The 24,507-nt window shown below is 71.8% G+C and carries 31 protein-coding genes; 22 read left to right on the top strand and 9 right to left on the bottom strand.

All coding sequences use genetic code 11. The annotated features are described in order from the left end of the window. The first annotated feature begins 14 nt into the window (after nt 1-14). The 7 genes from rpsE (at nt 15) to AKI01S_RS25025 (ending at nt 5,009) form a co-directional block, all read left to right on the top strand. Complete coding sequence (rpsE, locus tag AKI01S_RS25055; protein ID WP_067822838.1) at nt 15-638, top strand: 30S ribosomal protein S5; 624 nt, start codon at nt 15-17, stop codon at nt 636-638. Next, complete coding sequence (gene rpmD / locus AKI01S_RS25050; RefSeq protein WP_067822836.1) at nt 635-817, top strand: 50S ribosomal protein L30; 183 nt, start codon at nt 635-637, stop codon at nt 815-817. The genes rpsE and rpmD overlap by 4 nt, the downstream gene beginning before the upstream one ends. A 1-nt stretch (nt 818) precedes the next feature. Beyond that, nucleotides 819-1,280, top strand: coding sequence for a 50S ribosomal protein L15 (rplO, locus tag AKI01S_RS25045; RefSeq protein WP_067822833.1), 462 nt, complete (start codon nt 819-821; stop codon nt 1,278-1,280). A gap of 211 nt (nt 1,281-1,491) precedes the next feature. Beyond that, nucleotides 1,492-2,787, top strand: a complete 1,296-nt coding sequence (secY, locus tag AKI01S_RS25040; protein ID WP_067822903.1) for a preprotein translocase subunit SecY — start codon at nt 1,492-1,494, stop codon at nt 2,785-2,787. Beyond that, a complete protein-coding gene (locus AKI01S_RS25035; RefSeq protein WP_067822830.1) occupies nt 2,788-3,438 on the top strand; it encodes an adenylate kinase in 651 nt (216 codons plus the stop codon). Between the two features lie 29 nt (nt 3,439-3,467). Continuing rightward, on the top strand, nt 3,468-4,277 hold the full coding sequence (gene map / locus AKI01S_RS25030; RefSeq protein WP_067822827.1) for a type I methionyl aminopeptidase: 810 nt from the start codon (nt 3,468-3,470) through the stop codon (nt 4,275-4,277). Nucleotides 4,278-4,562: 285 nt separating this feature from the next. Continuing rightward, nucleotides 4,563-5,009, top strand: coding sequence for a DUF1707 SHOCT-like domain-containing protein (locus tag AKI01S_RS25025; protein ID WP_067822824.1), 447 nt, complete (start codon nt 4,563-4,565; stop codon nt 5,007-5,009). Nucleotides 5,010-5,068: 59 nt separating this feature from the next. Here AKI01S_RS25025 and AKI01S_RS25020 read toward each other — a convergent pair whose 3' ends face one another. Beyond that, nucleotides 5,069-5,884: a phosphodiesterase gene (locus AKI01S_RS25020; RefSeq protein ID WP_067822821.1), complete on the bottom strand. Its 816-nt coding sequence runs from the start codon at nt 5,882-5,884 to the stop codon at nt 5,069-5,071. 191 nt (nt 5,885-6,075) lie between these two features. Here AKI01S_RS25020 and AKI01S_RS25015 point away from each other — a divergent pair, with 191 nt between their 5' ends. After that, nucleotides 6,076-6,807 (top strand): class F sortase, encoded by a 732-nt coding sequence (locus AKI01S_RS25015; protein ID WP_245681769.1) that lies wholly within the window; start codon nt 6,076-6,078, stop codon nt 6,805-6,807. A gap of 60 nt (nt 6,808-6,867) precedes the next feature. Continuing rightward, the gene (locus AKI01S_RS25010) at nt 6,868-7,488 is read left to right on the top strand and encodes a hypothetical protein (protein ID WP_157420110.1); all 621 of its coding nucleotides are present in this window, start codon (nt 6,868-6,870) and stop codon (nt 7,486-7,488) included. Nucleotides 7,489-7,497: 9 nt separating this feature from the next. Here the strand turns inward: AKI01S_RS25010 and AKI01S_RS25005 are convergent, their stop codons facing one another. Continuing rightward, nucleotides 7,498-8,055: a hypothetical protein gene (locus tag AKI01S_RS25005; protein ID WP_067822813.1), complete on the bottom strand. Its 558-nt coding sequence runs from the start codon at nt 8,053-8,055 to the stop codon at nt 7,498-7,500. A gap of 293 nt (nt 8,056-8,348) precedes the next feature. On the opposite strand from AKI01S_RS25005, the gene infA reads away from it, so the two are divergent. The 8 genes from infA to truA all read left to right on the top strand — a co-directional run bounded on the left by infA (nt 8,349) and on the right by truA (nt 13,247). Continuing rightward, nucleotides 8,349-8,570 (top strand): translation initiation factor IF-1, encoded by a 222-nt coding sequence (gene infA, locus AKI01S_RS25000; protein ID WP_018657567.1) that lies wholly within the window; start codon nt 8,349-8,351, stop codon nt 8,568-8,570. 68 nt (nt 8,571-8,638) lie between these two features. Then, entirely contained in the window at nt 8,639-8,752 is a 114-nt protein-coding gene (gene rpmJ / locus AKI01S_RS24995) for a 50S ribosomal protein L36 (RefSeq protein WP_021596712.1), read from the top strand. 217 nt (nt 8,753-8,969) lie between these two features. After that, nucleotides 8,970-9,350 (top strand): 30S ribosomal protein S13, encoded by a 381-nt coding sequence (rpsM, locus tag AKI01S_RS24990; protein WP_067822810.1) that lies wholly within the window; start codon nt 8,970-8,972, stop codon nt 9,348-9,350. A gap of 57 nt (nt 9,351-9,407) precedes the next feature. Then, entirely contained in the window at nt 9,408-9,809 is a 402-nt protein-coding gene (rpsK, locus tag AKI01S_RS24985) for a 30S ribosomal protein S11 (protein ID WP_067486841.1), read from the top strand. A gap of 24 nt (nt 9,810-9,833) precedes the next feature. Then, on the top strand, nt 9,834-10,460 hold the full coding sequence (gene rpsD / locus AKI01S_RS24980) for a 30S ribosomal protein S4 (protein ID WP_067822807.1): 627 nt from the start codon (nt 9,834-9,836) through the stop codon (nt 10,458-10,460). Nucleotides 10,461-10,599: 139 nt separating this feature from the next. After that, entirely contained in the window at nt 10,600-11,613 is a 1,014-nt protein-coding gene (locus AKI01S_RS24975; RefSeq protein WP_067822804.1) for a DNA-directed RNA polymerase subunit alpha, read from the top strand. Between the two features lie 137 nt (nt 11,614-11,750). Beyond that, nucleotides 11,751-12,257, top strand: coding sequence for a 50S ribosomal protein L17 (gene rplQ, locus AKI01S_RS24970; protein WP_067822801.1), 507 nt, complete (start codon nt 11,751-11,753; stop codon nt 12,255-12,257). Nucleotides 12,258-12,407: 150 nt separating this feature from the next. Then, complete coding sequence (gene truA, locus AKI01S_RS24965) at nt 12,408-13,247, top strand: tRNA pseudouridine(38-40) synthase TruA (protein ID WP_174567416.1); 840 nt, start codon at nt 12,408-12,410, stop codon at nt 13,245-13,247. A 28-nt stretch (nt 13,248-13,275) separates the two neighbouring features. On the opposite strand, the gene AKI01S_RS24960 is transcribed toward truA, so the two are convergent. The 4 genes from AKI01S_RS24960 to AKI01S_RS24945 form a co-directional block, all read right to left on the bottom strand. Then, nucleotides 13,276-13,779 carry a GNAT family N-acetyltransferase gene (locus AKI01S_RS24960; protein ID WP_157420108.1) on the bottom strand — a complete coding sequence of 168 codons (504 nt, stop codon included), beginning with the start codon at nt 13,777-13,779 and terminating at the stop codon, nt 13,276-13,278. A 41-nt stretch (nt 13,780-13,820) separates the two neighbouring features. Beyond that, a complete protein-coding gene (locus tag AKI01S_RS54340; RefSeq protein WP_157420106.1) occupies nt 13,821-15,422 on the bottom strand; it encodes a hypothetical protein in 1,602 nt (533 codons plus the stop codon). A gap of 24 nt (nt 15,423-15,446) precedes the next feature. Next, nucleotides 15,447-16,706: a hypothetical protein gene (locus AKI01S_RS24950; protein WP_067822793.1), complete on the bottom strand. Its 1,260-nt coding sequence runs from the start codon at nt 16,704-16,706 to the stop codon at nt 15,447-15,449. 131 nt (nt 16,707-16,837) lie between these two features. Then, nucleotides 16,838-17,683, bottom strand: coding sequence for a CAP domain-containing protein (locus tag AKI01S_RS24945; protein ID WP_067822790.1), 846 nt, complete (start codon nt 17,681-17,683; stop codon nt 16,838-16,840). 423 nt (nt 17,684-18,106) lie between these two features. On the opposite strand from AKI01S_RS24945, the gene rplM reads away from it, so the two are divergent. The 3 genes from rplM to glmM all read left to right on the top strand — a co-directional run bounded on the left by rplM (nt 18,107) and on the right by glmM (nt 20,742). After that, complete coding sequence (rplM, locus tag AKI01S_RS24940) at nt 18,107-18,559, top strand: 50S ribosomal protein L13 (RefSeq protein ID WP_067822787.1); 453 nt, start codon at nt 18,107-18,109, stop codon at nt 18,557-18,559. Nucleotides 18,560-18,688: 129 nt separating this feature from the next. Beyond that, on the top strand, nt 18,689-19,204 hold the full coding sequence (rpsI, locus tag AKI01S_RS24935) for a 30S ribosomal protein S9 (RefSeq protein ID WP_067822784.1): 516 nt from the start codon (nt 18,689-18,691) through the stop codon (nt 19,202-19,204). A gap of 194 nt (nt 19,205-19,398) precedes the next feature. After that, nucleotides 19,399-20,742, top strand: a complete 1,344-nt coding sequence (gene glmM / locus AKI01S_RS24930; RefSeq protein WP_067822781.1) for a phosphoglucosamine mutase — start codon at nt 19,399-19,401, stop codon at nt 20,740-20,742. Between the two features lie 55 nt (nt 20,743-20,797). On the opposite strand, the gene AKI01S_RS24925 is transcribed toward glmM, so the two are convergent. Both AKI01S_RS24925 and AKI01S_RS24920 read right to left on the bottom strand, forming a co-directional pair. Next, nucleotides 20,798-21,151: a hypothetical protein gene (locus AKI01S_RS24925; RefSeq protein ID WP_245681768.1), complete on the bottom strand. Its 354-nt coding sequence runs from the start codon at nt 21,149-21,151 to the stop codon at nt 20,798-20,800. Nucleotides 21,152-21,160: 9 nt separating this feature from the next. Beyond that, a complete protein-coding gene (locus tag AKI01S_RS24920; RefSeq protein ID WP_067822778.1) occupies nt 21,161-22,057 on the bottom strand; it encodes a TIGR03620 family F420-dependent LLM class oxidoreductase in 897 nt (298 codons plus the stop codon). Nucleotides 22,058-22,153: 96 nt separating this feature from the next. Between AKI01S_RS24920 and AKI01S_RS24915 the strand changes: the two genes are divergently transcribed. Beyond that, nucleotides 22,154-22,705 (top strand): TetR/AcrR family transcriptional regulator, encoded by a 552-nt coding sequence (locus AKI01S_RS24915; protein WP_245681767.1) that lies wholly within the window; start codon nt 22,154-22,156, stop codon nt 22,703-22,705. Here AKI01S_RS24915 and AKI01S_RS24910 read toward each other — a convergent pair. Next, on the bottom strand, nt 22,692-23,372 hold the full coding sequence (locus tag AKI01S_RS24910; protein ID WP_084000207.1) for an HNH endonuclease family protein: 681 nt from the start codon (nt 23,370-23,372) through the stop codon (nt 22,692-22,694). The genes AKI01S_RS24915 and AKI01S_RS24910 overlap by 14 nt on opposite strands. Before the next feature lie 104 nt (nt 23,373-23,476). On the opposite strand from AKI01S_RS24910, the gene AKI01S_RS24905 reads away from it, so the two are divergent. Beyond that, nucleotides 23,477-24,433, top strand: coding sequence for a DUF389 domain-containing protein (locus AKI01S_RS24905; protein ID WP_067822891.1), 957 nt, complete (start codon nt 23,477-23,479; stop codon nt 24,431-24,433). Nucleotides 24,434-24,507: the final 74 nt, after the last annotated feature.

Here is a 24,507-nt window from a genome sequence, read left to right as displayed (position 1 = left end):
AAGAGGAACCACTGATGGCAGCGCAGAGGCGCGGTGGCGGTCAGGGTGGCGACCGTCGCGACGGCCGCCGCGACGACCGCCGCGGTGGCGCCGACAAGGGTCAGTCGTACATCGAGAAGGTCGTGGCGATCAACCGGGTCGCCAAGGTCGTCAAGGGCGGTCGCCGTTTCAGCTTCACCGCCCTGGTGATCGTCGGTGACGGCAACGGCACCGTCGGCGTCGGCTACGGCAAGGCCAAGGAGGTGCCCGCGGCGATCGCCAAGGGTGTCGAGGAGGCCAAGAAGCACTTCTTCAAGGTGCCGCGGATCCAGGGCACCATCCCGCACACCGTTCAGGGTGAGGCGGCGGCGGGCGTGGTCCTGCTGCGTCCGGCCGCTCCCGGTACCGGTGTGATCGCGGGTGGCCCGGTGCGCGCGGTGCTGGAGTGCGCCGGTATCCACGACGTGCTGAGCAAGTCGCTGGGCACCGACAACGCGATCAACATCGTGCACGCGACCGTCGCCGGTCTGAAGGCCCTCAAGCGGCCCGAGGAGATCGCGGCCAAGCGCGGTCTGCCGATCGAGGACGTCGCCCCCGCCGCCATGCTGCGGGCGCGCGCGGCCGGCTCCGAGCCGCGGCAGGAGGTCGCCGCCTCATGAGCCAGCTGAAGATCACGCAGATCAAGTCCGTGATCAGCGAGAAGCAGAACCAGCGTGACACGCTGCGCACCCTGGGCCTCAAGAAGATCGGGCAGAGCACCGTTCGCGAGGACAACCAGCAGATCCGCGGCATGATCCGGACGGTGGCGCACCTGGTCACCGTCGAGGAGGTCGACTGACATGGCGGACGCCAACGAGGGCACGCCCCTCAAGGTGCACGACCTGCGTCCGGCCCCGGGTGCCAACCGCGCCAAGACCCGCAAGGGTCGCGGTGAGGCGTCCAAGGGCAAGACCGCCGGTCGCGGCACCAAGGGCACCAAGGCCCGCAGCACCGTCCCCGTCGGGTTCGAGGGCGGCCAGATGCCCCTGATCCGCCGGGTCCCGAAGCTCAAGGGCTTCAAGAACCCCAACCGGGTCGAGTTCCAGGTCGTGAACCTGGACAAGCTCGCCGCCCTCTACCCCGAGGGTGGCGAGGTGACCGCCGAGGACCTGGCGGCCAAGGGCGCGGTTCGCCGCAACCAGCCGGTCAAGGTCCTGGGCACCGGCGAGATCTCGGTCGCGGTGCAGGTGAAGGCGCACGCCTTCTCCGCCTCCGCGAAGGAGAAGATCGCCGCTGCCGGCGGCACCGCCGAAGAGCTGTAAGCAACACCATGAAGCCGAGGCCGTGTTCGTCTTGCGCTGAGGGCCGAAAGGTCCGCGCGCCGGAGAACACGGCCTCGGCGTCATCTGCTGTTAGAGTCTCACCGGCGATGGTGCTCCCACCGACGGACTTCCGACGGAACCGCGCCGCCGCCTCTGGAATTGGAACCGGCCCCTCGGCTGCCATGGATACGTCAGTCGCGCAGGAGGAATGGTGCTGACCGCGTTCGCTCGGGCTTTCCGTACGCCCGACCTGCGTAAGAAATTGTTGTTCACGCTGTTCATCATCGTGGTGTTCCGGATCGGCTCGATGCTGCCGTCTCCCGGCGTGAACACCAAGGTGCTGGCGGAGACCGCCGAAGCGGCCAAGGACAGCAACAAGCTCTACGGCCTCGTCGACCTGTTCAGCGGTGGCGCGCTGCTCAAGCTGTCGGTCTTCGCGCTGGGCATCATGCCCTACATCACCGCGAGCATCATCCTGCAGCTGCTGACGGTGGTGATCCCGAGGCTGGAGGCCCTCAAGAAGGAGGGCCAGGCCGGGACCACGAAGATCACGCAGTACACGCGTTACCTGACGATCGGCCTGGCGATCCTGCAGGCGACCGGCATCGTGGCGATGGCCTCGACCGGCCAGCTCTTCCAGGGCGTGGCCGGCGGCGGTGACGTCCTGCACAAGACCGACCTGTTCACCATCATCACCATCGTGGTGGTGATGACCGCGGGCACCTCGGTCATCATGTGGCTGGGCGAGCTGATCACCGACCGCGGCGTCGGCAACGGCATGTCCATCCTGATCTTCACGCAGGTCGTCGCGGTCTTCCCCGCCCAGTTCTGGAGCATCTACACCCAGAAGGGCGCCTTCGTCTTCGTGCTGGTGCTCATCGTCGGTCTGGCGATCATGGCGGGCGTCGTGTTCGTCGAGCAGGCCCAGCGCCGCATCCCGGTGCAGTACGCCAAGCGCATGGTGGGCCGCCGCATGTACGGCGGGACCTCCACCTACATCCCGCTGAAGGTGAACCAGGCGGGCATCATCCCCGTGATCTTCGCCTCGTCGCTGCTGTACCTGCCGGTGCTGGCGACCCAGCTGTGGCCGAACACCAAGTGGCTGCAGAAGATCCAGCCCTACCTTCAGCAGGACAACCCCTGGCACATGGGCGTGTTCTTCGCCTTCATCATCTTCTTCACGTACTTCTACGTCGCCATCACCTTCAACCCCACTGAAGTCGCCGACAACATGAAGAAGTATGGTGGGTTCATCCCAGGCATCCGTCCGGGCCGGCCGACCGCCGAGTACCTCGACTACGTGCTGACCCGGATCACCACCCCCGGTGCGCTCTACCTGGGACTCGTCTCGCTGATCCCCATGGTCGCGTTCGCCCTGCTGAAGGCGACCAACGACTTCCCGTTCGGCGGGACGAGCATTCTCATCATCGTCGGCGTCGGACTGGATACCGTGAAGCAGATCGAATCTCAGCTCCAGCAGCGCAACTACGAGGGTTTCCTCCGGTAAATGCGTATCGTGCTGGTGGGCCCCCCCGGAGCGGGCAAGGGGACGCAGGCCCAGTTCATCGCCTCGCATCTGTCGATCCCGAAGATCTCGACGGGTGACATCTTCCGCGCCAACGTCAGCGGCGGCACCGAGCTCGGCCGCAAGGCCAAGGAGTTCATGGACCGCGGCGACCTGGTCCCCGACGAGATCACCATCGAGATGGTCCGGGACCGGCTGGCCGAGGACGACGCCACCGACGGGTTCCTGCTCGACGGATTCCCGCGCAACGTGCCCCAGGCCGAGACGCTCAAGAAGATGCTCGCCGAGATGGACACGCGGCTCGACGTGGTGCTCGAACTCGTCGTCGACGAGGAGGAGGTCGTCCGGCGGCTGTCGGGCCGCCGGACCTGCGCCGGCTGCGAGAAGATCTGGCACGTCGACTTCGACGACAAGCAGGACGACATCTGCGACGACTGCGGCGGCCGGCTGTTCCAGCGGGACGACGACAAGGAAGAGGTCGTCCGGCACCGCCTCGAGGTCTACCAGGAACAAACGGCTCCGCTGGTGCAGTTCTACGCTGACGAGGGCATTCTGGTCGGCATCGACGCGACCGGCCCGGTCGAGGAAGTCACCCAGCGCGCTCTGGCCGCCCTGCGTCCGTACGAGAAGTGACCCCCTCGGCCCGCTACTGAGGGGGAGAGATGTTCCGACGCCGTAAGCCCGCCATCCAGATCAAGACGGCCGAGCAGGTCGAGCTGATGCGGAAGGCGGGCCTGCTGGTCGGTCAGACGCTGCACCTGCTGCGCGACGCGGTCAAGCCGGGGATCACCACCCTGGACCTGGACCGCCTCGCCGAGGCCCACATCCGCGACAACGGCGGCATCCCGTCGTTCAAGGGCTACCACGGCTTCACCGGCACGATCTGCGCCTCGGTCAACGAGGAGATCGTGCACGGCATCCCGCGCCCCGACAAGGTGCTGGCCGAGGGCGACGTCATCTCCATCGACTGCGGCGCGATCGTGGAGGGCTGGCACGGCGACTCGGCGATCACGGTTCCGGTGGGGGAGATCACCCCCGAGCTCCAGAAGCTGCTGGACGTGACCGAGGCGTCGATGTGGCACGGCCTGGCGGCCGGGGTCGCGGGGGCACGGCTGACGGACATGTCGCACGCGATCGAGACGTACGTCCGCTCGCAGGGCGACTACGGGATCGTCGAGGGCTACGGCGGTCACGGCATCGGCACCGAGATGCACATGGACCCGCTGATCCCCAACCACGGCGCCCCGGGCCACGGCCCGGTGCTGGAGGTCGGGATGTGCTTCGCGGTGGAGCCGATGGTCAACCTCGGCACCAAGGACACCGAGGAGCTGGACGACGGCTGGACGGTCGTGACGACCGACGGCAGGTACTCCGCCCACTTCGAACACACCTTCGCCGTCACCGAGAACGGCCCCCGCGTGCTCACGGCCCTTGACGAAGGTCGTGAGTGGTTCGCCAAACTGAAGGCATGATGGCGCTTCGCGCCCGGCCCACTTCGAAGCAGCGCCCCTTGGCGGTCACCGAGCACGGCCCTCGCGTGCTCACGGCCCTTGACGAAGGTCGTGAGTGGTTCGCCAAACTGAAGGCATGATGGCGCTTCGCGCCCGGCCCACTTCGAAGCAGCGCCCCTTGGCGGTCACCGAGCACGGCCCCCGCGTGCTCACGGCCCTTGACGGGGGCCGGGAGTGGTTCGCCAAGCTGGGTAGGTAAGAGCCACACCCTCCGAGCCACACCCCACCCTCCGAAGGGACCGGTCCATGGCACCGAACCCTGACATCCGGGCCTCGGACGCCGACCGCGACCGGGTCGCGTCGGCGCTCCGTGAGCACTGCGCCCAGGGCCGCATCACCATCGACGAGCTGAACGAGCGACTGGAGTCCGTCTACGCCGCCCGCACGCTGGGGGAGCTGGAGGCGGTCACCGCGGACCTGCCCGAGGAGGACCTGTACCAGCTGCCGGTCCCGGCGGCGCAGAAGACCACCGGCGGGCTGCCGGCGCCGCGTTCCGGCGCGGGGGCGCTGGAGCGGTTCGGCGGCCGGGGCGCGTGGGCGACCTGGGCGGCGGTCAGCGGGATCAACCTGGCGATCTGGGCGATTCTGCTGGTGGCCGTCGGTCCGGTGTACCCGTGGTGGATCTGGGTGGCCGGGCCCTGGGGCGCGGCGCTGCTGATCGGGTCGCTGCTGGGGTCCGGGCGGCGCGACTGAGAACGGACGCGAGAAGGGCGGCGGGGAGGACCCCGCCGCCCTTCTCGCGTTCCCGGGTCCTACTCCACGTCCATCAGCGGGCGGTAGTTGCCGGTCGGGACGAAGTGCGTGGTCGCCACCCCGGTGTCGGTGACCAGGTGGACGGCGAACCCGGCGGGCTCCCCGGTGACCGCGGCGCGGCCCGGCCGGGTCAGGTCCAGGAACAGCTGCCGGTAGGTGCTGGGGCAGGTGACGGCGGTGCGGCCCGCGACCGTGCCGACCGCGCCCCGGTGCACGTGCCCGCTGACCAGCCGCACGACCTGGGGGTGACGCTCGATCACCCGCACGAACGCCGCGGCGTCCCGGAACCGCATGTCGTCGATGAAGCGGATGCCGATCGGGAACGCCGGATGGTGCGTCGCGATCACGGTCGGGACGTCGGGCGCGGCGGCCAGCGTCGCGTCCAGCCAGGCGATCTGCTCGTCGTCCATCGTCCCGTGCGAGCCACCCCGCACCGAGGTGTCGCAGCACACCAGGCGGGTCCCGGCCACGTCCACGGCGTACCGGACGGGCGCGTCCGGCGCGGTGCCGCTCTCGTGGACGGCCGGGTGGTCCTTGAACGCGGCGCGCAGGGCGTCCCGGTCGTCGTGGTTGCCGGGCACGGGGTAGACGGCCATCGGCAGCGGCGACAGCAGCGCGTGCAGCCGCGCGTACTCGTCGGGCCGCCCGCCGTCGGCCAGGTCCCCGGTCAGCACGACGGCGTCGGGCCGGGCGGGCAGCGACAGGAGGCTCGACACCGCCGCCCGCAACGCGCGCACCGGCCCGGAACCGTCGTCGACCTCGCCGTCGGGTCCCGCCGCCAGGTGGATGTCGCTGAGCTGCGCAATGATCGCCATTGATCCTCCCCCAAGGCCAAGCACATCACGGACCGCCGCTCAGGGCACCCCCGCCGCCGGGCCGCGCCGCCCCGGACGAGTGCTGGCACGATCTTTGCGCCGGATTGCCCCCCTGTCGACTCGCCGCCGGGGACAACAAGATCACTTGCTCCGGCGCGGCGCGGAGCCCGGAGGGGCCGGACGGGGGAGGCATGGCGAGCGGAGCGACCAGCGGGGAACGGCGCCCGCGATGGCGGGCGCGGCGGTCCCGGTACGCGCTCGTGGCGGTCGCGGGGGTTGTGGGAACGGCGCAGATGGTGTTCGGATGCGCGCTGATCGGCTCGCAGAGGGCCGCACAGCCCCGTTCGGGACTCGTGTTGCCCACCACGCCCGCCGCGCCGCTCTCCGGGCCGCAGAGCGCCGCGCCGGACGCGCCGCGGCCGTTGCCGGGGTTCCCGGGCCGGGCGCTGCCCACGTCGCTCTCCATCCCCTCGATCGGGGTGAACTCCCCGCTGGTGCGCGTCGGCCGGGAGGGGAACGGGGCGATCGCCGCTCCGCCGCTGGAACGGCCCGGCGCGGCGGGCTGGTACGGGTACGGGCCGACGCCGGGGGAGCCGGGCGCGGCGGTGATCGTCGGGCATCTGGACACCCGCACCGGACCGGCGGTGTTCGCGCGGCTGGGCGAGCTGAGGCCCGGCGCGCTCCTGGGGGTGGCGCGGGCGGACGGGACGGTGCCGGTGTTCCGCGTCACCTCCGCCGAGCGGGTCCCGAAGAACGGGTTCCCCGCCACGCGCGTCCACGCGTCCGCCGACGGCCGTCCCGCGCTGCGGCTGGTCACCTGCGCGGGCCGGTACGACCCGCGGCGGCACCTGTACGCCGAGAACCTGGTCGTCTACGCGACGTTCACGGCGTCCTACCGCCTGGCGGACCTGGTCCCCTCCTGACCTGATCTTTGCGTCCCGCCGGTCTGCCCGGACCGACCCGCCGGGGAGAACGAGATCATGATGCGCAGGCTGGTAGCGGCGGGCATGTGCGCCGTCGCGGCGCTGGGCGCGGGCGTCCCCGGCGTGGCGCTGGCGGAGGGCGGGGCCGTCACCGTGGCGCCGCGGTCGGTCCGCGCGGGGGACCAGGTCATCATCAGGGTCGGGATCGCCGACTGCGGTGACGGCGTGGCCTTCGCGAAGTCCCGCGCGTTCGCCGAGCCCGTCGAGCTCGGCCCGGCGGGGCTCACCACGCTCACGGGGCTGGCGTCGGTGCGCCGCACGGCCGAGCCGAGGCGGTACGACGTCACGGTCGAGTGCCTTGAGGAGGACCTGAAGGGTTCCCTGCTCGTCCTGCGCGCCCCGAAGCCGAGGGCCCGCACCGTGGTGCGGCACGTGCCCCGGCGCGATGGGACCGATGGGACCGATGGACTCGACGGGACCGGCGGGCTCGACGACTTCGGGGGGACCGGCGACACCCACGTCGGTCCCGCGACCGGCGGCGGGTGGCTGGCCGCGCGGGAGCGGACGGCCGGACGGCCCGGCCCCGCGGCGCTCGGGCTGGCGGGGATCGTCGTGCTCGGCGGGGCCGCGTTCGCGGTGCGGTCGGTGCGCTCGGCGCGGCGGCGGAACGCCGGGGAGTGAGCCGGCGGGTCAGGCCACGTGCGGGATGACCGCGTTCAGCGCCGAGGTCACGTCCTCGGGCTTGGGCGCCACCGACGGGACCACGTCGCGCAGCGCCAGCCAGCCGTTGATCGCCTGGGCGGTCGGTTTGGCCTCCACCAGCAGGTGGTCGTCCACGCCGAACCACTCGGCGACCTTGGACCAGCGCCACAGCCGGTGCCCGGCGGTGGACAGCTCGGCCGGCGGGAACCCGCCCGGCCCGCGCGCCCCGGTGATCGACATGCGGACGAAGTCGGGGGTGCGCCCCACGCGGTCGGCGATGTCGCGGATCGTCAGCAGCGGATCGACCTCGACCTGGCGGACCCGCACGCCCTCGGCGGCGGTCTCGACGTGCGCGACCACCTCCATGATCGCCTCGGCGAGGGTGTTGCCCTCCCAGGTGCAGGAGGCGTTTCCGGGGCGGTCGGCGTGCTGCGGCTCGGTGATGATCGAGACGGTGACCCGGCCCTGCGTCCGGTGCCACAGCGGGTCCAGCTCCTCCTCGTAGAGGGGACGGCTGAGGATCAGCGCGAAGTCATAGCTCGGCATCCGATCCTCCCCGGGGCGATTCCTTCTCCTGGAAAGGTACAACGCCCGAGCGAGGTATGCTGGTGTCGGGAGCGGTCTCCGGACACGGGCCATGCGTTGGTTTCGCATTAGGCGGTCCGGTGACGTACACTTCTGTGTCGGTCCGTTTTCGGCCGCCTTCATCCCTCTCGCACGACCCTCCTCCGGGAGGGGAGCGTCGGTTGTGGTGCGGCCGTCTTCCTCGGTTTCCCTCCATGGGTCTTCCGGGCGTATTCGGGCCGAGTCCAATGAGCCGACAGTGAAGCGCGGAGGACATGCCCAAAAAGGAAGGCGCCATCGAGATCGAGGGCACCGTCATCGAGTCCCTCCCGAACGCGATGTTCCGGGTGGAGCTCGACAACGGGCACAAGGTGCTCGCCCACATCTCCGGCAAGATGCGGATGCACTACATCCGTATCCTGCCGGACGACCGCGTCGTCGTGGAGCTGAGCCCCTACGACCTCACGCGCGGTCGGATCGTTTACCGCTACAAGTAACAGCCCACTGGGGTTGCCTCTCCCGTGCGTGGCGGCGCGGGGGTGACCCTGTGTCCATAGGAGACCCAGTGAAGGTCAAGCCGAGCGTCAAGAAGATCTGCAACAAGTGCCGCGTCATCCGCCGGCACGGCCGGGTCATGGTCATCTGCTCCGACCCGCGCCACAAGCAGCGTCAGGGCTGACGCTCCCGCAGCGTGATCCCGCCCCCGGGCGGGTCGAAGATCAACGTATCGCAGCCTTCGCACGGTCGCCGTACGACACCGAACCGGCAGGTCGGGTCGTACGGCTTCACGTGTGAGGGGGCCCACCCCCGGAGCCGGAGGCCGGGGCCGCCACCCGCGAGGGTGTGTGCGGACGCGATGCGCCAATACCTCCGCACAACGAAGGGAACGCCAGCACATGGCACGCCTCCTCGGCGTCGATCTCCCGCGCGACAAGCGTCTGGAGATCGCTCTCACCTACATCTTCGGGATCGGCCGCACCCGCGCGCTGGAGACCCTGGCCGGCACCGGCGTGGACGGCAACCTGCGCGTCCACCAGATCGGCGACGACGAGCTCGTGAAGCTCCGGGACTGGATCGAGGCGAACTACAAGGTCGAGGGTGACCTGCGCCGCGAGGTCCAGGCCGACATCCGTCGCAAGATCGAGATCGGTTGCTACCAGGGCATCCGGCACCGTCGTGGTCTTCCCGTCCACGGTCAGCGCACCCAGACCAACGCGCGTACCCGCAAGGGCAAGAAGAAGACCGTGGCCGGCAAGAAGAAGGCCGGCAAGAAGTAGTAGTCCGTCCGGACCCGGTCCGGTACGGATCGACGACCTGAAGAGTAGAGAGAGCAGATGCCTCCTAAGAGCCGTGTCGGCGCCAAGAAGGTGCGCCGCAAGGAAAAGAAGAACGTCGCCCACGGGCACGCTCACATCAAGAGCACGTTCAACAACACGATCGTCTCGATCACCGACCCCAACGGCAACGTGATCTCCTGGGCCTCCTCGGGCCACGTGGGCTTCAAGGGCTCGCGCAAGTCCACCCCGTTCGCCGCGCAGCAGGCCGCCGAGTCCGCCGCGCGCCGGGCGATGGAGCACGGCATGCGCAAGGTCGACGTCTTCGTGAAGGGCCCGGGCTCGGGCCGCGAGACCGCCATCCGTTCGCTCCAGGCGACCGGCCTCGAGGTGGGCTCGATCCAGGACGTCACGCCCGTTCCGCACAACGGCTGCCGGCCGCCCAAGCGCCGCCGCGTCTGATAGCCGTAGGGGAGATCTAGAACAATGGCTCGTTACACCGGTGCGGACTGCAAGCTCTGCCGCCGCGAGAAGATGAAGCTGTTCCTCAAGGGCAGCAAGTGCGAGGGCCCCAAGTGCCCGATCGAGATCCGTCCTTACCCCCCGGGTGAGCACGGCCGCGGTCGGCCGAAGGAGACCGAGTACCTCCTGCAGCTCCGTGAGAAGCAGAAGGCCAAGCGCATCTACGGCGTGCTGGAGAAGCAGTTCTCCAACTACTACGTCGAGGCCAACCGCCAGGGCGGCAAGACGGGTGAGAACCTGCTCACCCTGCTGGAGCGCCGCCTGGACAACGTGGTGTACCGCGCTGGCTTCGCCAAGTCCCGTGACATGGCCCGCCAGCTGATCCGCCACGGTCACATCCGGGTGAACGGCAAGAAGGTCGACATCCCGTCGTACCTGGTCCGCGAGGCCGACATCGTCGACGTCAAGACCAAGTCCCGGGAGATGACCCCCTTCCAGGTCGCCAAGGCCGAGGTCGGCGAGCGTCAGGTCCCGGCCTGGCTGGGCGTGGACGGCGAGCGCATGCGCGTCCTCGTCCACTCGCTGCCGGTCCGCCAGCAGATCGACGCTCCCGTCCAGGAGCAGCTGATCGTCGAGCTTTACTCCAAGTAAGGCTCTGTTCGGGCCCGGCGACGGGCCCGCCTTCCATCGCCGAGCGGACGTGCAGCGATTGTGCGTCCGCTTCGGCGATACTGGGAAGAACTCCAACGCGGTCGTCATATAGCGGGCACCGCGGAAAGAAGGCAAACCCATGCTCATCGCACAGCGTCCCACTCTCACCGAAGAGCAGGTCGACGAGTTCCGTTCGCGGTTCACCATCGAGCCGCTGGAGCCGGGCTTCGGCTACACCATCGGCAACTCGCTGCGTCGCACCCTGCTCAGCTCGATCCCCGGTGCCGCCGTCACCAGCATCCGCATCGAGGGCGTGCTGCACGAGTTCTCGACCGTTCCGGGCGTGAAGGAGGATGTCACCGACATCATCCTGAACCTCAAGGAGCTGGTCGTGTCCTCCGAGCACGACGAGCCGGTGGTCATGTACCTGCGCAAGCAGGGCCCGGGCGAGGTCACCGCGGCCGACATCGCGCCGCCGGCGGGCGTCGAGGTCCACAACCCGGACCTGCACATCGCCACGCTGAACAACAAGGCCAAGCTGGAGATGGAGCTGACGGTCGAGCGCGGCCGCGGCTACGTCTCGGCCGCCCAGAACAAGCAGCCGGGCCAGGAGATCGGCCGGATCCCGATCGACTCCATCTACAGCCCGGTGCTGAAGGTCACCTACAAGGTCGAGGCGACCCGAGTCGAGCAGCGCACCGACTTCGACCGCCTCATCCTGGACGTGGAGACCAAGGCGTCGCTGCTGCCGCGTGACGCGGTGGCCTCCGCCGGCAAGACCCTGGTCGAGCTGTTCGGCCTGGCCCGGGAGCTCAACGTCGAGGCCGAGGGCATCGACATGGGCCCGTCCCCGACGGACGCCGCGCTCGCCGCGGACCTGGCCCTGCCGATCGAGGAGCTGAACCTGACGGTCCGCTCCTACAACTGCCTCAAGCGCGAGGGCATCCACTCGGTCGGCGAGCTCGTCGCCCGTTCCGAGCAGGACCTGCTGGACATCCGCAACTTCGGCGCCAAGTCGATCGAGGAAGTCAAGCAGAAGCTCAACGACATGGGCCTGTCGCTGAAGGACTCCCCGCCCGGGTTCGACCCGAGCGCGGCGGCCGACAACTACGGCGACGACGACGGCGCCTACGCCGAGACCGAGCAGTTCTAGCAAACACGTCGAGTACCCGGGGCGGGGCGCGTTCCCGTCCCCGGGTCCTTGAGCGCCGCCCGCCCCTTCCGGGGCGGGCGAGGATCGCAACGGCTGACGCCGGTACCTGATACGGCCGGCGCAGGAAGGACAGAGCAATGCCTCAGCCCACCAAGGGTGCCCGCCTCGGCGGCAGCGCCGCGCACCAGCGCCTGATCCTGGCCAACCTGGCCACGGCGCTGTTCGAGCACGGCCGCATCACCACCACCGAGGCCAAGGCCCGGCGGGTGCGTCCGCTGGCGGAGAAGCTGATCACCAAGGCCAAGAAGGGCGACCTGCACAACCGTCGCCAGGTGGCCCGGGTGATCCGGGACAAGGGCGTGGTGCACCACCTCTTCACCGAGATCGCGGAGCGCTACGAGAGCCGTCCCGGTGGCTACACCCGCATCACCAAGATCGGTCCGCGCAAGGGCGACAACGCCCCCATGGCCGTGATCGAGCTGGTGACCGAGCCGATGGCCGCGCAGTCGTCGGCCACCAAGGCCGAGACCCCGGCCGAGAAGCCCGCCGAGGCCCCGGCCGAGGAGACCACCGAGGCCAAGGCCGAGGCTCCCGCCGAGGAGACCGAGCAGGCCCCGGCCGAGGAGAAGGCCGACAAGGAGTAGGGCTCCGGCGAAGGCCCGCCGTTCCGTTACGGGACGGCGGGCCTTTTCTTTGCCAGACTTGATCTCAGGTTGGTCTCGCCGCCCCGCGCGCGGCCGTCCGCCCCTTCCTCCAGAACCCCTTCTTTCCAGGACAAGGACACCCCGCCCGCCATGACCGCACTGGTACGCCTCCGCCTCGACATCGGCTACGACGGGACGGACTTCGCCGGCTGGGCCCGGCAGCCCGGCCAGCGCACCGTCCAGGGGGTCATCGAAGACGCCCTGGGGCGGCTGCTGCGGCTGGACCCGCCGCCGATGCTGACCGTCGCCGGGCGCACCGACGCCGGCGTCCACGCGCGCGGCCAGGTCGCGCACGTGGTGGTGCCGGCCGCCGCCTACGCCACGATCAACGGCACCATGCCGCGCCGCCTGGCGGGCCTGCTGCCGCCGGACGTGCGGGTGTGGCGGGTGTCGGTGGCCCCCGAGGGCTTCGACGCGCGGTTCTCGGCGCTGTCGCGGCGGTACGTGTACCGGGTGTGCGACGACCCGGTGGGCGTGGACCCGCTGCGCCGCCACGACGTGCTGTGGTGGCCGCGCCCGCTGAACCTGGACCGGATGAACATGGCCGCCCGGCTGCTGGTCGGCGAGCACGACTTCGCCGCGTACTGCCGCAAGCGGGAGGGCGCGACGACGATCCGGGAGCTGCTGCGGTTCGAGTGGACGCGGGAGGCGCCGCGGCTGGCGGCGGCGACGGTGAAGGCCGACGCGTTCTGCCACTCGATGGTGCGGGCCCTGGTGGGCGCGCTGCTGGTGGTCGGGGACGGCCGCCGCGAGGTGGACTGGCCCGCGCAGGTGCTGACGGCCGGGGTGCGGGACTCGGCGGTGAACGTCGCCCCCGCGCACGGCCTCACCCTGGAGGAGATCGAGTACCCGACCGAGGAGACCCTGCTGGCCCAGCGCGCGCAGGAGACCCGGCGCGTCCGCACCCTGGCCCCGCAGCCGGAGCACTGAGCGGCCGGAGCACTGATCCGGGAGGGCGTCACTCGTCCAGGGGCGCCAGCATGTGCTGGACCCAGGGGGCGAATCCCAGGCGCTCGTACAGCCGTACCGCGTCGCGGTTGGCCTCCACGACCCCGATCGACCAGTGCGTGACGCCGCGTGCGCGCAGCTCCCGCTTGCAGGTCTGGAGGAGCGCCGAGCCGACCCCGCCGCCCCGCGCCCGGTCGGAGACCACCAGGGAGTGGACCTCGCCGTGGGACGGGCCGAGGTCGAAGGTCGGCCCCGAGGGCAGGAGCTGGCAGAGCAGGTAGCCGATCAGCTCGCGGGTCCCGGCGGGGGTGGCGCGGTGCGCCAGGAACAGCAGGGCGGCGCCCTCCCCGAGCCAGGTCCGGTACTGCTCGGAGCACAGGGCCCAGGACTCGCCCGGCCCGCGCACCGGCCACCGCTCACCGGTCACCTCGCGGTGGTGGTCGAGCATGGCGAGCCACAGCGGCTCCAGATCGGCGACGTCGTCCACGGTGCCGGCGGTGATCTCAACATCCATGATCACAACATAGGCGGACCGGGCCGCCCCGCGGTTCCCGCTCAGCGGCCCGCGCGGGTCTCCACCGAACGGGTCGCGTACCCCAGGACCTGCTGGGCCGCGGCCTTCAGGGCCGTGTCGCCGGGCTTGGCCCTCTTGCCGTTGGCGTACTGGGCGTAGGCGTAGACGAGGTAGCGGCCCCGGACGGTGCTGAGCGCGTAGCCGCCCGCCTGGTCGACCTCCGGGGAGCGCTTGCCCGCCAGCCCCCGGAACCACTCGTAGGCGCTGGGGTCCCCGGCGCGGCTCACCTTCCCGGCGGCGGCGCGGTCGGGCAGCACGGCGATGCCGGTGGTGACGGCGAGGGCGCGGTCGGAGTCCAGGTAGGTGGCGCGGACGACGCGGCGGCAGTCGTGCTGCTTCAGCGCCTGGGCCATCGCGCCGTTGGCGGTCAGCGTGCAGACGTCGTTGAGGGAGAAGCGGTCGCGCAGGTAGGGGCGCCCGCCGAGCGTGACCTGCCGGTCGGGGAACGCCTCGGGCACGGTGAGCGGCCTGGTGTCGCTCTTCTCGCTGTTGATGTCCACCGGCGCCGGCTTGGCGGCCGGGGACGGCTTGGCCGGGGAGGACGCGGCCGGGCTCCTGGCGGCCCGGGTGGTCTTCCCGTCGGCGTCGTCGCCGCCGCCCGCCAGGGCGAAGCCGGAGACCGCGACGACCAGCGCGACGGCCGCGCCCGCGCCGATCAGCAGCGGACGGCGGCGGCTGCCGGGGCTCTTGGCGGGGCCGTCGCTGAGCGGGCCGGTGCCGAAGCGCGGGGTGTCGCCGAAGCCGGGCACCAGCGCGTTGGGATGCGTGGACGTGCCGTCGGCGGGCCGCGGCGCGGCGGGCTGCGGCGGTGGAGGCTGGGGTGCGGCCTGCGGCGGTGCGGTCGGCGGTGCGGTGGGCGGTGCGGTGGGCGGTGCGGGTGGCACGCGCGGCATGTCGACGACGGTCGGGGCGTCCGACCAGGGCGGCGGGGGAGCGGCGGGCCGTTCGGCGGCGACCGGGGCGGGCGCCGGCTCCGGGGCCGGTCCGGGCTCGGGGATCGGCTGGGCCTGCGGGATGGGCGCCGCGTTGTCGGCGGGCGGGGTGACGCCCGGCGGCAGGTAGGCGTCCGGCGTCAGGACGGGCTCGGAGTCGGCCGCCTCGGGCTCGGGAGCCTCCGGCGCGGGCTCAGAGGCGGGCTCGGGCGCGGGCTCGGTCGCCTCGGACTCGGCCGGTGCGGGGTCGGCCGGGGGATCGGGCTCCATGACCGGGATGCCGTCGGGGTCGGTGTCGGGGAACGACGACACGGCGGGCCGGGGCGGCGGCGGGACCGCGCCGCGGGTGTCGACGGTGGGGGCGCCGCGTCCGGCCACCAGCGCGCCGGGGGCCGGTTCCGCCGCCGGGGCCGCGCCGTTCGCGCCGTCCTCGTCCTCCGAGGCCCACCAGGGCTTCTGGAGGGGCGGCAGCGGCAGCGGGAGCGCGGCGTCCTGCTCGGCGGAGGTCTCCTCCGGAGAGGGGGCCTCCGGCGGCGTCGCCTCGCGAGCGTCCGCGCCCGAGCCGCCGAAACTGGGCGGGGCCGGGGAGGACGGGGCGGGCATCGCCCCGTCCTCCCCGGTGCGCTCCCGGGCCTCGTCAGATCCAGACATAGCCAGACAGAGTATTCATACCGCTCATTTTTTGAAGGGTTTGCCTTCGGTTTCCCGATAGGCCAGGGCGAAGCCGAGACCGCTGCCCTTGATCATTTGCTGGCCGAACGCCGAGACCAGCTTGTGCGCGGTGGCCGGGATCTTCTTGCCGTCCGGGCGCTGCACCCAGGTCATCACCAGGTAGTGGCCGCGGACCTCGGCGGTGCCGAGCGCCTCACCGGTGCCGATCTTCTTGGTGATCCCGGTGCCGGGCAGCGGCTGCAGGAACGAGTCCTTGGCGAGCGCGGCGCGCTGGGCGTACTTGGCGTGGTTCTCGGACTTGAGGTTCAGCACCCCGACCGTCCCGACCAGCTTGCCGTCGCCGCGCGCGTAGGTGGCGCGCAGCGTCTGCGTGCAGGCGGCCTTCTTCACCGCGGCGACCAGCTTGGCCCCGGTGACGGTGCCGGTGCAGCCCTTGGTGGCCTTCACGGCGGTCCGCGCGTACTTGACGCCGCCGGAGTCCTTGAACGCCGCCTTGGCGAACACCTCGCCCGGCGTGAGCGGCATCGGGTCGGTCTGGCGGCTCTGCAGCTTGACCGGCTCCAGCTTCGGCTTGGTGGGGCTCGGGGAGGCGGCGGGCTGCTTCGGCTTGGCGCCGTTGTTCGTGGCGGCCGTGCTCTTGGGGCCGGACTTCTTGGGCGGGTCGAAGACCCCGGCCGCGCCCGCGCCGATCCCGGCCAGGATCGCCCCGGCGAGGATCGCGCCGCCGATCACCAGCGGCAGGTTGCGTCCCCTCCTGGAACCGCCCTCGTCGGCGAGCGGCCCGTGGCCGCCGGGCCCGCCGGGTCCGTCGCCGAAGGACGCGTGGTGGTCGCCCTGGGGAGGTGGGCCGAACGAGGGCCCCTGCTGGCCGAACTGCCCCTGGCCGAACTGCTCCTGCCCGAACTGCCCCTGCCCGAAGGCGGGCTGCTGCGCCCCGAAGGAGTCCCGGCCGAAGGCGTCCTGGCCCGGAGCCCCCTGGCCGAACGACTCCTGCCCGAAGCCGCCGCCGCCCTGCCCGAAGGAGCCGGGGGCGGGCTGCGCCTGCTCGGCGGGCGGCTCGGCGCTCCACGTCCGGCCGGGGTCGCCGTACTGGTCGTTGCCGTACCGGTCGTCGTGGTGCGGGTCGTTGCCGTACTGCTGGTCGAAACCGCCGCCGAATCCACCGGCGTCGTTTCCGGACTCCTGGCCGGTGCCGCGCGGCTCGTGCGACGACGGCTCGGGGAACGCGCCGCCGGATCTGCCTTTATCGCCCGGGTAACCCATGGTTCTGGACCCTACCGTTCCTTCCTCAGGGCTCTGGACCGCCGGAACATCCACCATGACAGGGGGACGAACCGGGCGTCGGAGTTTCGCGGAAGGTCACATCCCGTTCGTCCGGTCAGGCGGCGCGGTCGTCACTTCCAGCCGAAGTTCTGCGTCCACAGCGGGCCGCCGTTCCCGCCGGCCATGCCGACGCCGATGGCGCGCAGCTTGCAGTTGAGGATGTTGGCGCGGTGGCCGGGGCTGTTCATCCAGCCCTTCATCACGGCGGCGGCGGTCGGGTAGCCCTTGGCGATGTTCTCGGCGCCGGGGCTGGGGTAACCGGCCTTCTCCATGCGGGCCCACGGGCTGGCGCCGTTGCGGGAGGTGTGGCTGAAGTAGTTGTTGGCCGCCATGTCGGCCGAGTGCCGGCGCGCCGAGAGGACCAGGCGGTTGTCGGCGCGCAGCGCGGGGCAGCCGGCCTTGGCGCGCTCCTTGTTGGTGAGCGTCACCACGGCGGCCTCGGAGGCGTTCATGCCGCCGGTCGGGACCGTGGGCGTCTTCGGCTTCGAGGGCCGGGTGGAACGCGTCGGGGCCGGGGTGGGCTTGCGCGTGGGCTGCGTGCGGACCGCCTTGGGCGACCTGCCGGTCGTCGGCCGCTTGGTCGGCGTGCCCGTCGGCCGGGGGGAGCCGGTCGGCGTCTCCTGCGGGACCTGCTCGACCGTCTCGGTGGGGCTGGAGGAGGCGGTGGGGCCGCCCGTCGCGGTGGAGCGGGTCTCCGGCTCCGACAGCGCCAGCCGGCCGATGCCGACGCCCGCGCCGATGACCAGCACGCCCCCGGCGGCCAGCGCCAGGACGAGGGGGGACCGGCGACGGCGCGACGGCCCCTCGGGGCCGGGGCCGAACGGCTCGGAACCGGGGCCGAGCGGCTCGGACCCGGCGGCGGAGCCGAGGCGGCGGGGCGCCGGACGGCGGGACGGGGATCGGCGGGGAGCGGACAACGTGACCTCCGGAGGTGGGGCCAGCCCGGTGGCTGGGGTTCCGGTCGGCACCGCACCATACCTGCACAAGATCCCACAAGTGGGGCAAAATCCCGTAATCCCAGGTCACCGGGGACGCTCCGGCGGACTTCCGCCCCGCCGGGCACGGGCATCGGGCCGCGTGAGGCATACTGTGAGGTGGCTGGGAGACTGTCACAACGTTCCGCTTTTGACCCGCGCACGCGTGCCTGGGTATCCTGCGGGTTTGTTGTATGCGATGACGCCTGCCCTGTGGGCGGCGCGTCGCAGGCTATGTGATCGGTGTGCCTGGATCCGCTGACTCGGCGGCTCCGGCCCCGGCCTCCCGGAGCGCCAGGTCGGACCAGGCTCTGATCGGCGCGAACAGGAATCCGCTGAGTCGACAAGAAACGAAGGCCAACCACCGTGCGCACGTACACCCCTAAGCCCGCTGACGTACAGCGTCAGTGGTACGTCATCGACGCGACCGATGTCGTGCTGGGCCGGCTCGCCAGTCAGGTCGCGCAGTTGCTGCGGGGTAAGCACAAGCCGATCTACGCGCCCCACCTCGACACCGGTGACTTCGTGATCGTCATCAACGCCGACAAGGTGGCGCTGTCCGGCAACAAGCTGGAGCAGAAGCGCGCTTACCGCCACAGCGGCTACCCGGGCGGTCTCCGTTCGGTGGCCTACAGCGACCTGCTGGCCAAGAACCCCGAGCGCGCGGTCGAGAAGGCGATCAAGGGCATGCTGCCCAAGAACTCCCTCGGCCGGAAGATGTTCGGCAAGGTGAAGGTCTACGCCGGTCCCGAGCACCCGCACGCGGCCCAGAAGCCCGTGCCGTTCGAGATCACGCAGATCAGCCAGGTCAAGAAGTAAGACCGCCCGTACGGATCCCCGTACGTCGCGGCAAGCCGTGCCGATCGGCACGCATCCGAAACAGTGGCCGCCGGGGTGCCCGCAGACGCGGGTCCGCCTCCCTGGCTAGAAGACCCTCTGAGGAGAACCGTGGACGAGTCCACCGGCACCGAGACGCCCGAGGGCGTCGAGTTCGACTCGTACGAGGACGCGCCGTCCGAGTACAGCACCGAGACCCCCGAGACCGCCGGCGAGGGCCTCCTGGGCCAGCCGGTCGCCACCGGCCCCGCGGCCGGCACCGGCCGCCGCAAGCAGGCCATCGCGCGGGTCCGCATCGTCCCGGGCTCCGGCCAGTGGACCATCAACGGCCGCACGCTGGACCAGTACTTCCCGAACAAGGTCCACCAGCAGATCGTGAACGAGCCGTTCGTCCTGCTCGGCCTGGAGAACCAGTTCGACGTCATGGTCCGCGTCGGCGGCGGCGGCGTCACCGGCCAGGCCGGCGCCCTGCGCCTGGGCATCTCCCGCGCCCTGCAGACCGCCAACCCCGAGCACCGCCCCGCGCTGAAGAAGGCGGGCTTCCTGACCCGCGACGCGCGCGTGCCCGAGCGGAAGAAGGCCGGTCTCAAGAAGGCCCGCAAGGCGCCGCAGTACAGCAAGCGTTAATCACCACGGTACGAGCCGTCGCATCCCCGGACTTTCCCGCGGCCGACCCGATACGGTCGGCGGCACGAGGATGCGGCGGCTCGTCCGCTTCTTCACGGCTTTCGCGCACTAGATTCGACCGCGTGGAGCGTTCCGGGGGCTCACAGGCCTCCGACGCGTCCCCGCGGTCTTTCGCTTTCTCCGGGAGTTGAACTGTGGGTCGTCTGTTCGGAACCGATGGCGTACGCGGGCTGGCCAACCGTGACCTGACCGCGCCGCTGGCGATGAACCTGTCGGTCGCCGCCGCGCGGGTGCTGGGCGAGGCCGGGGCGTTCGAGGGGCACCGGCCGGTGGCGGTGGTGGGCCGCGATCCGCGCGCCTCCGGCGAGTTCCTGGAGGCCGCCGTGGTGGCGGGCCTGGCCAGCGCCGGGGTGGACGTGCTGCGGCTGGGCGTGCTGCCCACGCCCGCCGTCGCGTTCCTCACGCACGCGCTGGACGCCGACCTCGGCGTGATGCTGTCGGCGTCGCACAACCCGGCGCCCGACAACGGCATCAAGTTCTTCGACCGCAGCGGCCACAAGCTGCCCGACGAGATCGAGGACCGCGTCGAGGCCGCGCTGGGCACCGACTGGGAGCCGCCGACCGGGTCGGGCGTGGGACGCGTCCGCGAGGCGCACGGCGCGGTGGAGCAGTACGTCGCGCACCTGCTGTCGACGCTGCCGGTGTCGCTGGACGGCCTGAAGGTCGTGGTCGACTGCGCCAACGGCGCCTCCTACGAGGTGGCCCCCGAGGTGCTGCGCCGCGCCGGGGCCGAGGTGATCACCATCGGGGCGGCCCCCGACGGCCTGAACATCAACGCCGGGGTCGGCTCCACCCATCTGGACGCGCTGAAGCGGGCGGTCCGGGAGAACGGCGCGGACGCGGGCATCGCCAACGACGGCGACGCCGACCGCTGCCTGGCCGTCACCGCCACCGGCGAGGAGGTCGACGGCGACCAGATCATGGCGATCCTGGCCACCGAGCTGCGCGAGGCCGGGAAGCTGGCGGGCGACACGGTCGTGGCGACGGTGATGTCCAACCTCGGCTTCAAGATCGCGATGCGGGACGCGGGGCTGACCGTCATCGAGACCGCCGTGGGCGACCGCTACGTGCTGGAGGTGATGCGGGAGCGCGGCTTCAACCTCGGCGGCGAGCAGTCCGGCCACGTGATCATGCTGGACCACGCCACCACCGGCGACGGCGTGCTGACCGGCCTGCACCTGCTGGCCGCGATCGCCCGCCGCAAGCGCCCGCTGGACGAGCTGGCCAAGGTGATGACCCGCCTCCCGCAGGTCCTGGTGAACGTCAAGGGCGTCGACAAGTCCCGGGCCAGGACCTCGCCGGAGCTGACCGCCGCCGTGGCCGAGGCCGAGGCCGAGCTGGGCGACACCGGCCGTGTCCTGATCCGGCCGTCCGGCACCGAGCCGATGGTCCGGGTGATGGTGGAGGCCGCGACCCACGACCAGGCGACGGCCGTGGCCGAGCGCCTCGCCGGGGTCGTCCGCACGGCCCTTTCCTGACCGGTCTCCCGAGCGGACGCGCGAGCCCCGTTCCGTCCGGAGCGGGGCTCGCGCGCTATTCGGTGATCTCCAGCTTGCCGACCTTCAGGTGCTTGATCTCCACGGTCCCGGCCTCGAGGTGCTCGACGATCGCCCGCTTGACCACCAGCTTCCCGATGGCCACGGCCCCGATCGCGAGCGCGCCCAGGGCCATGGAGCCCATCGCCAGCGACCCGAACGCGTTGCCCAGCCGCAGCGAGAACCCGGTGGCCTCCGCCCCGGTCACCTCCGCCCCGGTGGCGCGGGCGCCCACGCCCCGCTCGGCCCGCACGCGCGGCAGCGCCTCCTTGCCCTTCTCGGCGCCGTCCTTCTCGGCGCCGTCGCGCTGTCCGTCCGGCGAGGGGCCCTGCTGGTTCGATTCGGTGCTCATGGGCTCAGACTACGCAGCGGTGCGCAGCCGGGGCGCGAGGCGTTCCAACTGGTCGACGGCCCCGGTCAGGTCGCCGGCCAGCGGGTGGAGGAGCACGTGGTCGGCCCCGGCGTCCAGGTGGTCGCGCAGCCGCCGGGCGACGGCGTCCTCGTCTCCCCAGGCGAGGAGGGCGTCCACGAGCCGGTCGCTGCGCTCGCCCGCCAGGTCGGCGTCGCCGTAGCCGAGCCTGCGGTAGTTGGCGGTGTAGGGGCTCCCGGCCGTGCCGGCGGAGCGCATGATCACGCGTAGTGCCTCGCGGGCGCTCCCGGGGTCCTCGTCGAGGACGAGGGCCTGGTGCGGGACCAGCAGCGGCCCGGGCCCCAGCGCCTCGCGGGCGATCCGGGTGTGCTCGACCGGCTGGAGGAAGGGGTGCGCGCCGTCGGTGCTCTCCCGGGCCAGGCCGAGCGCCTTCGGCCCGAGGGCGGCCAGGACGCGCGGGTACCCCACCTCGGGCAGGATCGTCGCGGCGGCCCGGTCCATGGCCGCCAGGTAGTCCCGCAGGGCGGCGAGCGGGCGCGGCCCGCCCTGGCCGCCCAGCCCGAGGACCAGCCGTCCCGGGTACGCCTCGGCGAGCGCGGCCGCGCCGCCGTGCGCCGCGTCCGGGGAGCGCTGGGTGACGTTGGCGATGCCCGCCCCGGCGACGAGCCGTTCGGTGGCGGCCAGCAGGACGCCGAGCTGGGTGAGGATCTCCCGGCTGCTGATCGGATGGCCCGCCGGGGTCTCCCCGGTCCAGAAGGACCCGTAGCCGAGCGCCTCGATCCGCGCGAACTGCTCGCGCTGCACGGCCACGGGCGTGGCCAGCAGGGTCGCCGGGGCGATCCACACGCCGAACCGCCCCAGCCGCCGCCGTACCTCCGTCAGGGACATCGTCCCGCCTCTCCACGACATAAGCGGAGGAAGCCTCCGCTTGGATGTCCGCTACGATACGGAGGCAGTCTCCGGTTGGCAACCCCGAGGAGGATCGTGCGAGCCGACGCGCGGCGCAACCGCGAACGCATCCTGGCCGAGGCGCGGACCGCCCTGGTCGAACGCGGCATCGACGCCTCACTGGAGGAGGTCGCCGCCCGCGCCAGCGTGGGCATCGGCACCCTGTACCGGCACTTCCCCAGGCGGGAGGACCTGCTGGAGGAACTGCTGCGCGAACGCTTCGACGCCGTCGCCGCCCTCGGCCGCGAACTGCTCGACGACCCGTCCGCCCGGGACGCGCTGACCGCGTGGGTACGGGCGTTCGCGGAGATGAACACCACCTACCGCGGGCTGACCGACGTCCTGATCACGACGCTGCGCGACGAGACCTCGGCCCTGCACGCCTCCTGCGAGGCCATGCGCGCGGCGGGGACGGCCCTGCTGCTGCGCGCCCGGGAGGCCGGTCAGGTGCGCGCCGACCTCGAACCGACCGAGCTCCTGGTGCTCGTCTCCGGGGTCACCTGGGCGCACGAGAAGACGGCCGGGCAGGTGCCGCACCGCCTCGACCGTCTGCTGGGACTGCTGTTCGAGGGGCTCAGCAGCGGCTGAGGAAGTCCTGCAGGGCGGAGTGGTCGGCGCGGGTCACCGGCAGGCCGTACTCGTCGGCGACCGCGACGTACCGCACCGCGTAGGCGCACTGGTAGCTCTGCTGCGGCTTCCACTCGCCGGGGCCCTTGTCGCTCTTCTGGCGGTTCGGGACGCCCCACACGGCCAGCAGGTTGTCCAGGTCGTTGGCGAACCGCTCGCGCTGGTCCCCGCTCCAGCGGGAGGCTCCCATCCGCCAGGCCAGCGCGAGCGGGTAGACGTGGTCGATCTGCACCTCGGCCGCCCTGGTCTTGGTGAAGTCGATCCGCTTGCCGCTGTAGGGGTCGTCCAGCACGCCCGACACGATGTCGCAGCGGCCCTTGCGCTGCGTCTGCCTCAGGTCGCGGGCGAGCACGTCGTTGCGCTGGCCGCAGCCGTTGCGGTCGACGTCCTTCCACCGGGCGCCGAACTTCTCGCGCTCGTACCCCGTGCGGCTCCCCTCGGCCGCGATCCGCAGCCCGGACAGGTCCCGCCGCGCCTCGGCGACCGCCTTCGGCTCGGGCTTGCGCTCCGGGACGCCGGCCGTCCCGGTGTCCTGCTTCTGCCCGTCGCAGGCCCCCAGGAACGCCACACCCGCCAACGCGACCGCCACGGCGCCCGCGCGCCGTCCGGCCGAGTCCGCCCACCTCATCTGTCACCCTCCCTGCCCAGAAGACCCTATGCCCGGACTGGGGGGATTAATCGCGCCCGGAGGGTCGTCCCCGGGCGCGACCGCCGGTGCGGCACGATGAGACCGTGCTGCACCTGAGAACGATCGTCCCCACGGATCGTACGGACGCGGTCTGCCGACTGCTCGCCGACGCACCCGGCGTGACCAACGTCGTGGTGCTGCCGGGCGCCGCCCGCGCCCCCGCCGGGGACGTCGTCATGGCCGACGTCGCCCGCGAGGCGGTGAACGAGGTGATCGACGAGCTCAAGGGGATGGGCCTGCGCCGCGACGGGGCGATCACCCTGGAGCACATCGACCTGTCGCTGTCGGACCACTCCGACCGCGCCGAGCGCGACGCCCCCGGCTACGACGACGACGCGGTCGTCTGGGAGGAGCTCGACGAGCGCACCGCCGACGACGCGCGGCTGTCCTGGGCGTTCCTGGCGTTCCTGGCCATCGCCACCCAGCTGGCCGCGATCGCGGCGCTGACCGACTCCACGATCCTGGTGGTCGGCGCGATGGTGGTCGGCCCGGAGTTCGGCGCGGTCGCGGCGATCTGCTACGGGCTGCTGCGGCGGCGGCCGCGGCGGGTCGGCGTGGCGCTGCGCACGCTGGTGGTGGGGTTCCTGGTGGCGATCGCGGTGACGTACGTGTGCGCGCTGGTCAGCCGCTGGATCGGGGTGATCGAGCTGGACCGGCTGCCGGGCGAGCGGCCCAACACCGCGTTCATCTACAGCCCGGACCGGTGGTCGTTCATCGTGGCGCTGCTGGCGGGCGCGGCCGGGGTGCTGTCGATGACGGCGGGCAAGTCGGCGGCGCTGGTCGGGGTGTTCATCTCGGTCACCACCGTCCCGGCCGCCGGGAACCTGGCGGTCGCGCTGGCCCTGAAGCACCGCAGCGAGATCGACGGCTCGCTGCTCCAGCTCGGCGTCAACCTCGCCGGGATGGTCATCGCGGGGACGGTCGTGCTGCTGCTGCAACGCGCCGTGTGGGCGGCGGTGCTGCGCGGCCGCCGCCGCCGGGCCGCCCGCGCCGGGACCTGAGCCCGCCGCGGATCCGGACCCACCCCCCTTGAGAGGGAGACGGGTCAGCCGTATGGCCGATGCCCGGACCGCCG

Source organism: Actinomadura kijaniata NBRC 14229 (assembly GCF_001552175.1).
GTDB lineage: Bacteria > Actinomycetota > Actinomycetes > Streptosporangiales > Streptosporangiaceae > Spirillospora > Spirillospora kijaniata.
This window is presented reverse-complemented; position numbering and strand designations above follow the sequence as displayed.

Coding starts and splice junctions, on each gene's coding strand:
- AKI01S_RS24920 (WP_067822778.1), bottom strand. CDS start 22,057: ATGTCCCTGACGGAGGTACGGCGGCGGCTGGGGCGGTTCGGCGTGTGG.
- rpsK (WP_067486841.1), top strand. CDS start 9,408: ATGCCTCCTAAGAGCCGTGTCGGCGCCAAGAAGGTGCGCCGCAAGGAA.
- AKI01S_RS25015 (WP_245681769.1), top strand. CDS start 6,076: ATGGCGAGCGGAGCGACCAGCGGGGAACGGCGCCCGCGATGGCGGGCG.
- AKI01S_RS25010 (WP_157420110.1), top strand. CDS start 6,868: ATGCGCAGGCTGGTAGCGGCGGGCATGTGCGCCGTCGCGGCGCTGGGC.
- AKI01S_RS54340 (WP_157420106.1), bottom strand. CDS start 15,422: ATGTCTGGATCTGACGAGGCCCGGGAGCGCACCGGGGAGGACGGGGCG.
- rpmD (WP_067822836.1), top strand. CDS start 635: ATGAGCCAGCTGAAGATCACGCAGATCAAGTCCGTGATCAGCGAGAAG.
- truA (WP_174567416.1), top strand. CDS start 12,408: ATGACCGCACTGGTACGCCTCCGCCTCGACATCGGCTACGACGGGACG.
- AKI01S_RS24975 (WP_067822804.1), top strand. CDS start 10,600: ATGCTCATCGCACAGCGTCCCACTCTCACCGAAGAGCAGGTCGACGAG.
- AKI01S_RS24925 (WP_245681768.1), bottom strand. CDS start 21,151: ATGAGCACCGAATCGAACCAGCAGGGCCCCTCGCCGGACGGACAGCGC.
- AKI01S_RS24950 (WP_067822793.1), bottom strand. CDS start 16,706: ATGGGTTACCCGGGCGATAAAGGCAGATCCGGCGGCGCGTTCCCCGAG.
- infA (WP_018657567.1), top strand. CDS start 8,349: ATGCCCAAAAAGGAAGGCGCCATCGAGATCGAGGGCACCGTCATCGAG.
- AKI01S_RS25020 (WP_067822821.1), bottom strand. CDS start 5,884: ATGGCGATCATTGCGCAGCTCAGCGACATCCACCTGGCGGCGGGACCC.
- rpsM (WP_067822810.1), top strand. CDS start 8,970: ATGGCACGCCTCCTCGGCGTCGATCTCCCGCGCGACAAGCGTCTGGAG.
- map (WP_067822827.1), top strand. CDS start 3,468: ATGTTCCGACGCCGTAAGCCCGCCATCCAGATCAAGACGGCCGAGCAG.
- AKI01S_RS24960 (WP_157420108.1), bottom strand. CDS start 13,779: ATGGATGTTGAGATCACCGCCGGCACCGTGGACGACGTCGCCGATCTG.
- rplO (WP_067822833.1), top strand. CDS start 819: ATGGCGGACGCCAACGAGGGCACGCCCCTCAAGGTGCACGACCTGCGT.
- rplQ (WP_067822801.1), top strand. CDS start 11,751: ATGCCTCAGCCCACCAAGGGTGCCCGCCTCGGCGGCAGCGCCGCGCAC.
- AKI01S_RS24910 (WP_084000207.1), bottom strand. CDS start 23,372: ATGAGGTGGGCGGACTCGGCCGGACGGCGCGCGGGCGCCGTGGCGGTC.
- AKI01S_RS25005 (WP_067822813.1), bottom strand. CDS start 8,055: ATGCCGAGCTATGACTTCGCGCTGATCCTCAGCCGTCCCCTCTACGAG.
- rpsD (WP_067822807.1), top strand. CDS start 9,834: ATGGCTCGTTACACCGGTGCGGACTGCAAGCTCTGCCGCCGCGAGAAG.
- AKI01S_RS25035 (WP_067822830.1), top strand. CDS start 2,788: ATGCGTATCGTGCTGGTGGGCCCCCCCGGAGCGGGCAAGGGGACGCAG.
- rpsE (WP_067822838.1), top strand. CDS start 15: ATGGCAGCGCAGAGGCGCGGTGGCGGTCAGGGTGGCGACCGTCGCGAC.
- AKI01S_RS25025 (WP_067822824.1), top strand. CDS start 4,563: ATGGCACCGAACCCTGACATCCGGGCCTCGGACGCCGACCGCGACCGG.